Origin of the sequence: Streptomyces sp. NPDC047706 (genome assembly GCF_043204795.1) — a bacterium.
Taxonomy (GTDB): Bacteria; Actinomycetota; Actinomycetes; order Streptomycetales; family Streptomycetaceae; genus Streptomyces.
The window spans coordinates 21314-33437 of record NZ_JBIDCW010000030.1 but is presented as its reverse complement, the minus strand read 5'-3'; the positions used below and the strand labels follow the sequence as shown (position 1 = coordinate 33437).

10 protein-coding genes and 1 tRNA gene are annotated in these 12124 nt (G+C 74.8%); 5 read left to right on the top strand and 6 right to left on the bottom strand.

The genetic code is table 11. From position 1 onward, the window contains the following. Position 1: 1 nt before the first annotated feature. On the bottom strand, positions 2-1006 hold the full coding sequence (locus ACGF8A_RS29140) for a Gfo/Idh/MocA family oxidoreductase (protein WP_393113191.1): 1005 nt from the start codon (positions 1004-1006) through the stop codon (positions 2-4). 192 nt (positions 1007-1198) lie between these two features. Here ACGF8A_RS29140 and ACGF8A_RS29135 point away from each other — a divergent pair, with 192 nt between their 5' ends. Both ACGF8A_RS29135 and ACGF8A_RS29130 read left to right on the top strand, forming a co-directional pair. After that, positions 1199-2233, top strand: a complete 1035-nt coding sequence (locus ACGF8A_RS29135) for a LacI family DNA-binding transcriptional regulator (RefSeq protein ID WP_393113190.1) — start codon at positions 1199-1201, stop codon at positions 2231-2233. Between the two features lie 74 nt (positions 2234-2307). Beyond that, positions 2308-2919 carry a TMEM175 family protein gene (locus tag ACGF8A_RS29130; protein ID WP_393113189.1) on the top strand — a complete coding sequence of 204 codons (612 nt, stop codon included), beginning with the start codon at positions 2308-2310 and terminating at the stop codon, positions 2917-2919. 10 nt (positions 2920-2929) lie between these two features. On the opposite strand, the gene ACGF8A_RS29125 is transcribed toward ACGF8A_RS29130, so the two are convergent. Beyond that, positions 2930-4093, bottom strand: a complete 1164-nt coding sequence (locus ACGF8A_RS29125) for a Gfo/Idh/MocA family protein (RefSeq protein WP_393113188.1) — start codon at positions 4091-4093, stop codon at positions 2930-2932. Positions 4094-4206: 113 nt separating this feature from the next. Between ACGF8A_RS29125 and ACGF8A_RS29120 the strand changes: the two genes are divergently transcribed. Continuing rightward, positions 4207-5214 carry a LacI family DNA-binding transcriptional regulator gene (locus ACGF8A_RS29120; protein WP_393113187.1) on the top strand — a complete coding sequence of 336 codons (1008 nt, stop codon included), beginning with the start codon at positions 4207-4209 and terminating at the stop codon, positions 5212-5214. Here the strand turns inward: ACGF8A_RS29120 and ACGF8A_RS29115 are convergent. Beyond that, positions 5204-5548 carry a cupin domain-containing protein gene (locus ACGF8A_RS29115; RefSeq protein WP_393113186.1) on the bottom strand — a complete coding sequence of 115 codons (345 nt, stop codon included), beginning with the start codon at positions 5546-5548 and terminating at the stop codon, positions 5204-5206. The genes ACGF8A_RS29120 and ACGF8A_RS29115 overlap by 11 nt on opposite strands. Positions 5549-5872: 324 nt before the next feature. On the opposite strand from ACGF8A_RS29115, the gene ACGF8A_RS29110 reads away from it, so the two are divergent. Further along, a tRNA-Pro gene (locus tag ACGF8A_RS29110) sits at positions 5873-5946 on the top strand. Positions 5947-5999: 53 nt separating this feature from the next. On the opposite strand, the gene ACGF8A_RS29105 is transcribed toward ACGF8A_RS29110, so the two are convergent. Then, positions 6000-6293 (bottom strand): SCO4225 family membrane protein, encoded by a 294-nt coding sequence (locus ACGF8A_RS29105; protein WP_393113185.1) that lies wholly within the window; start codon positions 6291-6293, stop codon positions 6000-6002. A 214-nt stretch (positions 6294-6507) separates the two neighbouring features. Next, positions 6508-7593: a M12 family metallopeptidase gene (locus ACGF8A_RS29100; protein ID WP_393113184.1), complete on the bottom strand. Its 1086-nt coding sequence runs from the start codon at positions 7591-7593 to the stop codon at positions 6508-6510. Positions 7594-7688: 95 nt separating this feature from the next. Here ACGF8A_RS29100 and ACGF8A_RS29095 point away from each other — a divergent pair, with 95 nt between their 5' ends. Further along, positions 7689-9494, top strand: a complete 1806-nt coding sequence (locus ACGF8A_RS29095) for a LuxR C-terminal-related transcriptional regulator (protein ID WP_393113183.1) — start codon at positions 7689-7691, stop codon at positions 9492-9494. 16 nt (positions 9495-9510) lie between these two features. Here ACGF8A_RS29095 and ACGF8A_RS29090 read toward each other — a convergent pair whose 3' ends face one another. Then, positions 9511-12114, bottom strand: coding sequence for a CHAT domain-containing protein (locus ACGF8A_RS29090; RefSeq protein ID WP_393113182.1), 2604 nt, complete (start codon positions 12112-12114; stop codon positions 9511-9513). Positions 12115-12124: the final 10 nt, after the last annotated feature.

The following is a 12124-nucleotide window of genomic DNA, read 5'->3' as shown; positions in this document are numbered from 1 at the left end:
GTCAGACGGTACGGACCTCCTCGACACGCACGGGCCGGTGCTCCCGCAGCGACAGTGTGCAGGCCTCCGCGATCCAGCCCGCCTCCAGCGCGTCCGCGACCGTGCACGGCGAGGGCCGGGTGCCCGCGACGACCTCGGTGAACGCCGTGAGTTCGGCACGGTAGGCGGCGGCGAAGCGGTCCATGAAGAAGTCGTGCGGCGTGCCCGAGGGGAAGCTCACCCCGGGCTCCACCGACCGCAGCGGCAGCTTGTCCTCCAGACCGACGGCGATGGAGTCCTCGAAGCCGTGCAGCTCCATGCGGACGTCGTAACCCCGCCCGTTGTGGCGGCTGTTGGAGACCACGGCGATCGTGCCGTCGTCCAGCGTGAGCAGCGCGCCCGTGGTGTCGGCGTCGCCCGCCTCCGCGATGTACCGCGCGCCCCGGTTGCCGCCGACGGCGTACACCTCGGTCACCTCGCGGCCCGTCACCCAGCGGATGATGTCGAAGTCGTGCACCGAGCAGTCGCGGAAGATGCCGCCGGAGGCGGCGACGTACGCGGCCGGCGGCGGCGCCGGGTCCAGGGTCGTGGACCGTACGGTGTGCAGCCTGCCCAGCGCACCGGCGAGCACGGCGTCCCGCGCGGCGGCGAACGCGGCGTCGAAGCGCCGGTTGTAGCCGATCTGCACCGGCACGTCCCGGCCCTCCACGGCCTTCAGTACCGCCATGCCCTCGGCCATGGTGCGGGCGACGGGCTTCTCGCAGAACACCGGCACGCCCGCGTGCACCGCGGCCAGCACGAGGCCGGGGTGGGCGTCGGTCGCGGCGGCGATCACCACCCCGTCGACCCCGGCGGTCAGCACCGCCTCGGGCGAGTCGGCGACCTCGGCGCCGAACCGCTCGGCGGCGGCCTTGGCGGCCTCCGCGAACGGGTCGGCGACGACGAGCGACGCGACCGCGTCGAGTCCGGACAGGGTTTCGGCGTGGAAGGCACCGATGCGGCCGAGGCCCAGAATTCCGATACGCATGAGGGCGTTGCTCCTTGGGGTGCTGGGGTGCTGGGGTGCTGGGGTGCTGGGGTGCTGGGGTGCTGGGGTCGTGGGCTGTCGAGGTCCTTGTGGTCCGCGGGTGACGGAACGGCACACCGCTGTCATTGTTGTCAGTACAAACCCCTCCAACAACCAGCAGCAGCCCATCAAAAACCCCTCAGGGAGCCGTCCGTGGGACACCCCTTCCCGATCCGGGAGATCGCACGTCAGGCCGGTCTGAGCGAGGCCACCGTCGACCGGGTGCTCAACGGGCGGGGCGGCGTGCGCGAGAGCACCGCCGAAGAGGTGCGCCGCGCCATCGCCGACCTGGACCGGCAGCGCAGCCAGGTCCGGCTGGCCGGCCGCACCTTCATGATCGACATCGTGATGCAGGCGCCGCAGCGGTTCAGCACTGCCGTTCGCGCCGCCCTGGAGGCGGAGCTGCCGTCCCTGCACCCGGCCGTCGTGCGCTCGCGGTTCCACTTCCCTGAGACCGGGCCGGTGGCGGAGCAGGTGCGCACCCTGGACCGGTTAGCCCGCCGGGGCTCCCAGGGCGTGGTCCTCAAGGCCCCGGACGTCCCCGAGGTCACCGCCGCCGCGGCCCGGCTCCACGCGGCGGGCATCCCGGTCGTCACCCTGGTCACCGACCTGCCCGCCGGCGCCCGTCTCGGCTACGTGGGCATCGACAACCGGGCGGCGGGCGCGACCGCCGCGTACCTCATGGGCCAATGGCTCGGCGACCGGCCCGGCAACGTCCTCACCAGCCTCAGCAGCGGCTTCTTCCGTAACGAGGAGGAACGCGAGATGGGCTTTCGCAGCGCGATGCGCGCCCGGCACCCGGAACGCACCCTGGTCGAGATCGCCGAGGGCCAGGGCCTGGACGCCACGCAGTACGACCTCGTCCGCGCCGCCCTCGAACGCGACCCGGACATCCGCGCCGTCTACTCCATCGGCGGTGGCAACGACGCGACCCTGCGCGCCTTCGCGGACCTGGGCCGCGAGTGCGCGGTGTTCGTCGCGCACGACCTCGACCACGACAACATCCGCCTGCTGCGCGAGCACCGGCTGTCGGCCGTGCTCCACCACGACTTGCGCCAGGACCTGCGCGAGGCGTGCCACCTGGTGATGCGCGCGCACGGCGCGCTGCCCCCCGCCGGTCCCACCCTGCCGTCCGCGATCCAGGTGGTGACGCCCTGCAACATGCCGCCCCAGGCGGCGGCCGTGTGACATCGGCGCGGCCCGGGGCCCCGGCCGGGCGTGTATCCCCGCTCGCCGGGCCGTCGCTCCCTACCGTCCTGCGCATGTGGAAATCGATCCCGGAGGGCGGGCCCGAGCGGGTGCTGGCGCTCGCCGACGGTGTGTTCGCCATCGCCATCACCCTGCTCGTGCTGGACCTCTCCGTGCCACGTGACCTCGACTCCGCGCGGTACGAGCAGGCGTTGTACGAGCTGCTGCCCGACCTAGGGGCCTACGCGCTCAGCGTGGTGGTGCTGGGCGGCTTCTGGCGCGACCACCGCAGGATCTTCCGCACGGTCCGGCAGGTCGACGGCCAGCTCATCTCCCTGTCCCTGCTCGGGCTGGGCGCCGCCGCCCTGCTGCCCTTCCCCACCCGGCTGGTCTCCGACTACGGCGGGGAACCGGCCTCGCCCGCGATCTACGGCGCGGCGGTCGCCGCCCTCGGCGCCACCCACCTGGCGATGGCCGTCCTGGTGGCCAGGCGGCCCTGGCTGCGCGGTGACGAGCCGACGGACGTCGGCAGCGGGCGCGAACTGCTCGACTCCGCCGTGACGGTGACGGTCTTCCTTCTCACCGTCCCGCTGGCCGCGCTGATCGGGCCGAGCGCGATGCTGTGGTGGCTGGTCCTGATCCCGGCCAAGGTCTGGATCAGCCGGGCGCCCAGGCGGGCCCGCTGACCGCCGGGGGTCAGCCGGGCGCGTCGACGGTCACCCAGGTGCCGCTCGCGGCGGACCGTGCCATCGCCTCCAGGACGACCGCACTGCGCACGGCGTCCCTGAGCGTGGCCCCGTACGGGGCGCCCTCGGCGATCGAGCGCAGGAAGCGGTACGCCTCGATGACTTTCAGGTCGTCGTAGCCCATGGCGTTGGCGGCACCCGGCTGGAAGGCGGCGAACTCGCCGTGTCCCGGGCCGACGTACACCGTGCTCACGGGCTGGTCCTGGTAGCTGGTGCCGCGGCTGATCCCCAGCTCGTTCATGCGCCGGAAGTCCCAGAACACCGCGCCCTTGGTGCCGTGCACCTCGAACCCGTAGTTGTTCTGCTCGCCGACCGAGACCCGGCAGGCCTCCAGGACGCCCCGCGCGCCGGAGCAGAAGCGCAGCAGGCAGTTCACGTAGTCCTCGTTCTCGACCGGGCCGAGTTCGCCGCCGGCGGCGCGCGAGTGGCCGGCGGTGGCGGCGGTGGGACGGGCCCGCTCCGGGACGAAGATCGCGGTGTCGGCGGTCAGCGACGCGATGTCGCCGAGCAGGAAGCAGGCCAGGTCGGCCCCGTGCGAGGCCAGGTCGCCCAGTACTCCGCTGCCGCCGCGCTCCCGTTCGTACCGCCAGGTCAGCGCGCCCTCGGGATGTGCCGCGTAGTCGCTGAACAGACGGATCCGGGCATGGGTGACCGTCCCGAGCTCACCGGCGGCGATGAGCTCGCGGGCGGTCTCCACAGCGGGCGCGTTGCGGTAGTTGAAGCCGACCGCGCCCTGGACCCCGGCCCCGGTCACCGCGTCGGCGACCGCGCGGGCGTCGCCGGCCGTGAGGCCTACCGGTTTCTCGATCCAGATGTGCTTGCCGGCCTCGGCCATCGCCACGCCGATCTCGCGGTGCAGGAAGTTGGGCGCGGTGATGCTGACCGCCCGCACGCGCGGGTCGGCGGCCACCTCGCGCCAGTCACGGGTCGCCGACGCGAACCCGAACTGCCCGGCGGCCTGCTCCGCCCGGCCCGGCACCTCCTCGGCGACGGTCACGAGCTCCGGGCGCAGGGCGAGGTGCGGATAGTGGTGCGGCAGGCGGGCGTACGCCTGGGTGTGCACGCGGCCCATCCAGCCGAACCCGACGACGGCGACACCGAGCGTGCTCACCATGACAGCCCCCCTCTTTGGACCGGTCCATTCCTGCCGAGCCCACGATCAGCGGCCCCTCGTCCCGCTGTCAAGCCCTTTGACAACCCGGCGCGGCTCGTGGAACGGTCCAGAGCATGCGAAGACCGCCGACCATCCGTGACGTGGCGGAGCACGCCGGTGTCTCCAAGTCGCTGGTCTCCCTGGTGCTGCGCGGCTCGGACCAGGTCCGCCCGGAGAGGCGCGAGGCGGTGCTGCGGGCCGTGCGCGAGCTGGGCTACCGGCCGAACGCCGCCGCCCGCAGCCTCAGCGAACGGCGCAGCCGCACCGTCGGTGTGCTCCTGAACGACCTGCGCAATCCCTGGTTCGTGGACCTGCTCGACGGCCTGAACTCCCTGCTGCACACGGCCGGTCTGCACATGCTGCTCGCCGACGCCCGCCTCAGCCGGCGTACCGGCCACGACCTCACCGGACCCTTCCTGGACCTCGGGACCGACGGCCTGGTCGTCGTCGGCACCCTGCCCGACCCGGCCGCGCTCGGTACGGTCGCCGCCCGGATCCCCGTCGTCGTCGCGGGCGCCCGCGAACCGGTACCGCCCGGCGTCGACGTCGTCGCCGGCGACGACGAGCAGGGCACGCGGCTGGTCACCGAGCACCTCATCGGGCTCGGGCACCGGCGCATCGCGCATCTCGCCGGATACGGTGCGGTCGGCGTGCTGCGCCGGCGCAGCTTCGAGGCGGCCATGCGCGCGCACGGCCTCGCCGAGTACGCCGTGGTCGAACCCTGCGACCAGACCGAGGAGGGCGGCCACCGCGCCGCCGTCCGGCTGCTGGCCCGCCCGGACCGGCCGACCGCGGTCCTCGCCGTCAACGACATCGCAGCCGTCGGGGCCCTGTCGGCGGCCGAGGATCTGGGCCTGAGCGTGCCGGGGGACCTCTCCGTCACCGGCTACGACAACACCAGCATCTCGCGGCTGCGGCATCTGTGGCTGACCACCGTCGACAACGCGGGGCACGAGGTCGGCCGCCGTGCCGCCCGCTGCCTGCTGGACCGGCTGGAGACACCCGGGGGACAGGGGCGGCTCCAGCTGGCGGTGCCGGCACTGGAGATCCGCGGCACCACCACCACCGCCGTCAGAGGCTGATCGCGTACGCCTTGCGCAGCGTCTCGTGCACCGTCCAGGTCGTGCGGTCGCCCTCGCGCAGCACCGCCATGTCGCCCGGGCCGACGCGCAGCGTGGGACCGTCCGCCACCTCGATCGTCGCCGACCCGCCGACCACCACGAACAGCTCGTCGGCCTCGGTGTCGGTCACGACGCCGGGCGTGATCTGCCAGATGCCACGGACCTGGCGTCCGTCCGCCGACTCCCAGACCACCTTGCCCGTCACCTCGGGCGTCCCGGAGACGATCTGCGCCGGGTCGAGCGGCTCCGGTTCGAGCTCGGCGTCGGGGATGTTCAGAGCGAAGCTGTGGTTCATGCCAGGACCCTAACCAGCGCGAACGCCCACCCGGTGCCGACAAGCTGTGCGATATCCGCACCCGCCGGCGGACACTTCGTCGCGACGGCGGGACGGGCCGGCGGCACGCACCGGCCCCGCCGGCGCGCTCACCGCCGTACGAGCAGGTAGGGCACCGCGGACGCGCGCAGCCCGGCCGCCGCCGCGGACGCCGGTGGCCTGCCCGGTCGGCGGGCCGCGGACCGGTGCCCGCGGCGGGTGAGGCCCGGCGCGTGAACGAGCCCTCGCGCCGGATGGGGTAGGGTTTACCTGCGTGTTCACCCGGAGACCCGGGTGCCGACGCACCGGGACGTGGCGCAGCTTGGTAGCGCACTTGACTGGGGGTCAAGGGGTCGCAGGTTCAAATCCTGTCGTCCCGACGGTGCGAAGAGGGCCTTCGCCGGTGGGAGCCGGCGAAGGCCCTCTTTCGCGTTCACGCGGCGCGCCTGCCGCGCAGCACCCGCCACAGCACCCAGGCCTGGGCCAGGCCTCCGGCGGTCAGCAGCACGACGTGGGCTGCTGGTGAGGCGGGTATCGCGAGCAGGGGGACGGACACGGGCAGGGTCAGGGCGATGAGCCAGATCCCGCCGAAACCGGGGTCGCCCACCGCGACCAGCGTGCCCAGCCAGGCGGCGACGCCGACGACGAGCGTGGCGTAACCCCCGGCCAGCAGCAGGGCGGTTTCTCCGCGGGTGTACAGACCGGCGGTCTGCCGGGGCGAGCGCATGGGGTCTCCTCGGGTACGGGACTGTGTCACTGCCCGGGTACCCCCTGCCGGGTGCCGTGAGGCCCCCTGCCCCCGCTCGCACGGAGGCTGGGCGCGCGTAGGCACGGCGTGGCGTGGTCGGAGCCCGTCACCCTCCCCCGAAGGTGACGGACCCCGACCGCTCCCCCGGTGCCGGACTGTGGTCCAGGCGTCCGTGTGGTGTGGGGAGTTGCGGTCACCAGCACATGACCGCCGTCTCGCCCGGACCCCACGAGGAGTACAGGCGCACACGGACGAAGTAGCGGCGGCCCTTGACGAGCCGAACCCGCACGGTGGCGTTGCCGGAGGTGCCCGCGTCGTCCTGTCCGGCGAGGTAGCGGGGTTCGCCGTCCCGCTCCTCGAAGACCACGACGACGGTGTCGCTGTCGCCGAAGGTGCCCACGGTGTACGTGCGGGTCTCCGGCGGCTCGACGGTGAAGTCGGCCTGCTCGCCCGGCCCCAGACCGAGCGGCGCGGAACGGAACGGCACCAGCGCGGGCGGCCGGGAGGGGCCGGCCGGCGGGTACCAGCGCAGTACGAACTCCTTGTCGAGGGCGGAGAGGGTGCCGGGCGGGTTCAGCCCCGCACGGAACTGCTCGGGCTCCAGGATCAGCCCCGACGGGAACGCGTACTCCATGATCGAGTGCGGGTCCCAGACGGAGCCGTTGACCTCGTCCGGGTCGAGCTTGCGCAAGATGTTGTGGAAGGTCCGGTCGCGGTTCCAGAAGTTCGGCGGGCCCGCCAACTCGTCGTAGACGGCCTCGTCGTCCCAGTGGATACCGGCGAACGGGCTCTGGTGCTCGTGCAGCATCCCGAGCGCGTGCCCGATCTCGTGCAGGGCCGTCCCGCGCTCCCCGGGCCCGGTCAGGTCCCAGCCGAAGTTCATCGTGCGTTCGTGCAGGCCGGCCCGCAGCGCGTCCCTGCCCACCGCCGACCACGAGCCGTCGCCCAGCTGGAAGCCGATCCGCAGTTCGGCCTCCGTCCGGTCGTCGACCTCGGTGAAGGTGACGCCGATGCCCAGGCCCTGCCACTGCGCCAGGCACTCGCGGACGACGTCCTGCTGCTCCTTGGCACCGCCCCACGACACCCGCCGCCTCTCCGCGGTCCCCGGCACGGGGATCACGGAGGCGTCGCGGTCGCCGGCGAAGAAGTAGTAGTGCAGCACGCTGCCGTTGACCCACATCCGGCTGCCGCCTGCGAGCGCACCGAGCCGCTCGGCGGTCAGCCCCGGCGCGAACACGGGGGCCGACGCCTGCACGAGGGAGCAGTAGCGTCCGGGCATGCGCACAGCCTGCCGTCGGGCTCACCCCGGGCGCCTGAGTCGGGGGCTACTCAAGTCGCCCTGTATCAGGACTGAGTAGGGGCGCTCCTGTTCATGTGACGACTTACGGACAGGACGCGAAGACCCTGGAACTGCCCTGGCCCTTCACCGGCCGGCAGGACGAACTCGAACTCGTGCGCCGCTCGCTGACCGCCGGCCGGCACGGCATCGTGGTCACCGGCCCCGCCGGGTGCGGCAGGACCCGCCTGGCCACCGAGGCCGTCCGGGGCGCCGGCTGCTCCAGGGTGGCCGGGACGCCCGAGACCCGGGACATCCCCTTCGCCGCGTTCGCCCATCTGCTGCCCGAGCGGGTCACCCTGCACCGCGCGGTGCAACTGCTCGCCGGCACCCGGCTGTTGCTGGTGGACGACGCCCACCTGCTCGACGACGCCTCCGCCGCCCTGGTCCACCAGCTCGCCGTGCACGGCCGCACCCGCCTGCTGGTCGTCGTGACCGAGAGCGCACCGGTGCCCACGGCGGTGACCCGACTGTGGACCGGCGAACTGCTGCCCCGGCTCGCCCTGGAACCGCTGCCCGCGCAGGAGACGGCGCAGTTGATCACCGCGGGCGTGGGCGGCCCGGTGGAGCCGTTCACCGTGAACCGTCTGCACCGGCTGTGCCGGGGTGACCTGCGCGTCCTGCGCGACCTGGTCGGCGCGCTCCGCGACGGCGGCCTGCTCACCCGCGTCGAGGGCACGGACGAGCGGGCGTGGCGCGGGCCGGTGCCGGTCACCGCGACCGTGCTCGCCCGGATCGCCCCCGCCCTGGAGCGCACCGCCCCCGACGAGCGCGAGACCCTGGACCGCCTCGCCTTCGCCGAACCGCTCCCGCTGCCCATGGACGCCCTCGACCTCGGCATCCTCGAACAGCTCGAACACGACGCCCTGATCCACGTCGACGACGACGGCGCCGTCCGACTCGCCCACCCCCTGACCGGCCCCGTCCTGCGCGCCACGGCCGGCAAGCTGCGCACCCGGCGCCTGGCGGGCACGCCGGACCGGTGCGCCGCCGCCCTGGCGGCCGAACAGGCCACGCTGCTGCGGCACATCGAGCAGTGCGACGTACGGCCGCCGGCCGCGCCCGTGGGGGAGTGGCTCGTGGCCGAGGGGGCCACCGTGCCCGCCGGGTACGCCGCCGTGCGGGCCCGCCTCGCGCGGCTGCGCGGAGAGCTGCGGGAGGCCGGGGCGTGGGCCAGGGAGGGACTGCGCGGCACGGCCGGGGACGCCGTCTGCCGTGCCGAACTCGCCCTGGCCGCGGCGCAGTCGGGCGAGGTGCCCGACCGTGGGGAGGCCGGCGGGAGCGGAGCCGTGGCCGTCTGGACCGCGGCGGCGCGCGGCGACCTGGACCGGGCCCTGGCGGCGGCCGGCGCGGACAGCGCCTACGACGGCGTACGCCTCGGCGCGCCGGAGCACGCCGCCGGCCGCCTGCGTGGCGTCTTCGCCGAGCACGCCGACGCGCTCGCCCGCGGCGACGGGCCGGCCCTGGACCGGGCGGCGCGGCGGCTGGAGGAGCGCGGCTTCCTGCTGTTCGCCGCCGAGGCGCACGCGCAGGCGGTACGGGCGCACCGCGACCCACGCGCCGCCCGCACCTCACGCACCCGGGCGGCCGCCCTCGCCCGGCGGTGCCAGGGCGCCCGCACCCCCGCCCTGTCCGGCCTCGCCCTCGGCGCCCTCACGGCCCGCCAGCGCCAGATCGTCACCCTGGCGGCGGCCGGCCTCAGCAACCGCCAGATCGCCGAGCAGCTGACCCTCTCCGTCCGCACGGTCGGAAACCACCTCTACAGCGCCTACGCCCGCCTGGGCACCGCAGACCGCGCCGCCCTGCCCTGGCTGGTGGAACTGCCGGACGCGCGGCCCGCGTAGACGCGGGGACCCCGTGTCACGCGGCCCCGAACGCGGTGAACGCCCACCCCGTCGCCTGGTGGACCGCGTCTCCCGGCAGTGCGGCGCGGGCGTCACGGAGGGCCTCCGCCAGGGAGAGGCCGGTGGCGAGGCCCTTGTGGAGGGCGAGCATCAGGGGGACGACGGCGGCGTCGTTGACGGGCGCGCTGCTCGCGACGACGCCCGCCGTGCCCAGCGGCAGCAGCGCGGTGACCAAACCGAGGAGTTCGTCGGCGCCGACCGTGGCGAGGCGGGCGGTGTCGCAGCTGGAGAGGATGATGCGGTAGGGGCTGCGGTCCAGGCGTTCGAAGTCGTGCACGATGAGCGGCCCGTCGGCCATCCGCAGCGCGGAGAACAGCGGGCTGTCCGCGCGGAACGTGCCGTGCGCGGCGATGTGCGCGAGGGCCGCGCCGTCGAGCTCCTCCAGAACCCGCGGGACGCGGGCCTCGTCGTGCTCCAGGACGGTCGGCCTGCCGTAACGGTCCGCGGCCTCGGGCACCTCCGCACCCCCCGTGGCGAGTCCGGGCCCCCGAACCAGGACGTGCCGGCCGCCCGGTGGCGGCTCGGTCTCCCGCGCCCGCAGCCAGCTGCCGGCCGACGGCGACACGCTGAGCACCCGCTCCCGCAGCGACGGCAGCAGCGCCCACGGCACCCGGTGCAGCCGGGCCGGCGGCACCACCACGACCGGCCCGGGTCCAAGGAGCGCGGCCGCCGGCCCGAGCAGCAGCTCCTCCAGCCGCCGCCCTGCCGCCTCCACCACCGGCAGCCGCCCCTCCGCGCCCGGGTGGGCGAGCCGCCGCAGCCCGGCCTGCACGTGCTCGGCCTCGGCCTCCGCCTCCGTGAGCAGCCCCGCCTCGTACCGCCGCACCCGGCCCTGACCGCACAGCAGTACATGCACGCGCCCGTCGAGCACGGCGAGTTCCACCAGCCGCGTCCCGCCCAGCCGCGCCAGCAGCCGCCCCACGTCGAACAGGTCGCCGTCACCCGGCGACTCACCCCGCATGTGCAGGGTCCGCGAGCGCACCTCCCGCTCCAGGCGCCGCTGTTCACGCTCCAGTGCCGGCACCGGCCGCCCCTCCATGCGGGCGGCCTCGGCGCGGGCGGCGATCTCCCGGAACGCGGTCAGCGAGCGCACCAGCGCGGGGTCGGCGGGCGGCCTGGTGGGCGGCGCGGAGAGCACCGTGGCCCGCCAGCGCTCGCTCCACACCAGCAGCCGCCGCGGGCCCCCGCCGGTGAGGCTGGCCTGCTGGGCCAGCGCGGCCAGCTCCGCGCCCTGCTCGGTGGCGCGCGCCCGCAACTCCGAGGCGCCGAGCGTCATCCGGTGGTCGTCCAGCACGTCGAGCCCGCGCCGGCAGGCCTCCAGCACCCCGCGGCTCGAACCGGCGGCACGCGCGCGCAGGGCCTGTGCCGCCCAGCCCGTCATCCGTGCGTGCGGCGGACCCGTGTGCCTGCTGCGGGCGGCGACCACCAGGTGCCGTTCGGCGTCCGCGCGCCAGCCCAGGCCCAGCGCGATCCGGCCCGCGAGCAGCGACGCCTCGGGTGCGGCCGGTGCCCCGAAAGCGGCCAGCCGGTCCGCCACCGCGGCGGCGTCCGCGACCAGCCGGCCCGAACGGCGCCCGGCGGCCACCCGGGCGTCGATCAGCACCAGCCGGGCGTGCGTCTCCCACCAGGTGCGCCGCTGCGCCGCGAACAGCCGCACCGCGAGCGCCGCCCGGGCGATCGCGGTGTGCGGATCGCCGGCCAGCCGGGCCGCGCGGGCGGCGACGAGCAGCAGCTCCGCCTTGCGCGTCGACTGCCCGCCGATGCCGTCCAGCACCCCTGTCGCCGCGTCCGCCTCGGCCAGCGCCTCCTTGGCCAGTCCGGCCGCCATCAGGACCTCGCAGCGCCGGATGTCGAGCATGAAGGAGGGCGTGCCGAGCTTGGCGTACCGCTCCTGCGCCTCGTCCAGCAGCCGCAGCGCCGCCGGGATGTCACCGGAACGGAACGCGGCCAGGCCACGGCTCTCCACCGCGTCGGCCTTGTCGTGCTCCTGCCCCGTGGTGTCCCACAAGCTCTCGGCCGCCGTGAAGTCCGCGTCGGCGCGCTCCACCGAGCCCAGCGCCAGATGCACGGTCGCCCGCAGCGTCAGCGCCCGCGCCGTCCAGATCACGTCGTCCGCCTGCCGCAGCACGGGAATGGCCCGGCGAACGTCCTCCAGCGCCTCCCGGTGGTGCCCCAGCACCCACCACACGTAGGCCCGGCGGTAGAGCACCCGCGCGCGCGTGTGACCCGAACCGCGCAGCACACCCCGCTCGAACGCGGCCAGGCCCTGCCGCGTGCGGCCCGCGTGCACCAGCGCCACGCCGAGCGTGGCGAGGACGTCCGCCTCCCGCTCGGCCGACTCGGCGCGCGCCGCCAGATCGCGGGCGCGGCGCAGATGGTCCAGGGCGATCCGCAGATCGCCGAAGTCCCGCTGCCAGATGCCGATCACCTGATGGGCGACGGAGGCGTGCAACGGCGGCGGATCCGTGCCGAGCACCCGTTCCGCCCCCGCCAGTGCGTCGTTCGGAGCGGCGAACACCATCGGCAGCAGTTCGAGAACCGTGTCGCTTCCCGCTGTCACCCCTCGGATG

Coding starts and splice junctions, on each gene's coding strand:
- ACGF8A_RS29120 (WP_393113187.1), top strand. CDS start 4,207: ATGCGAAGACCGCCGACCATCCGTGACGTGGCGGAGCACGCCGGTGTC.
- ACGF8A_RS29105 (WP_393113185.1), bottom strand. CDS start 6,293: ATGCGCTCGCCCCGGCAGACCGCCGGTCTGTACACCCGCGGAGAAACC.
- ACGF8A_RS29115 (WP_393113186.1), bottom strand. CDS start 5,548: ATGAACCACAGCTTCGCTCTGAACATCCCCGACGCCGAGCTCGAACCG.
- ACGF8A_RS29130 (WP_393113189.1), top strand. CDS start 2,308: ATGTGGAAATCGATCCCGGAGGGCGGGCCCGAGCGGGTGCTGGCGCTC.
- ACGF8A_RS29100 (WP_393113184.1), bottom strand. CDS start 7,593: ATGCCCGGACGCTACTGCTCCCTCGTGCAGGCGTCGGCCCCCGTGTTC.
- ACGF8A_RS29125 (WP_393113188.1), bottom strand. CDS start 4,093: ATGGTGAGCACGCTCGGTGTCGCCGTCGTCGGGTTCGGCTGGATGGGC.
- ACGF8A_RS29140 (WP_393113191.1), bottom strand. CDS start 1,006: ATGCGTATCGGAATTCTGGGCCTCGGCCGCATCGGTGCCTTCCACGCC.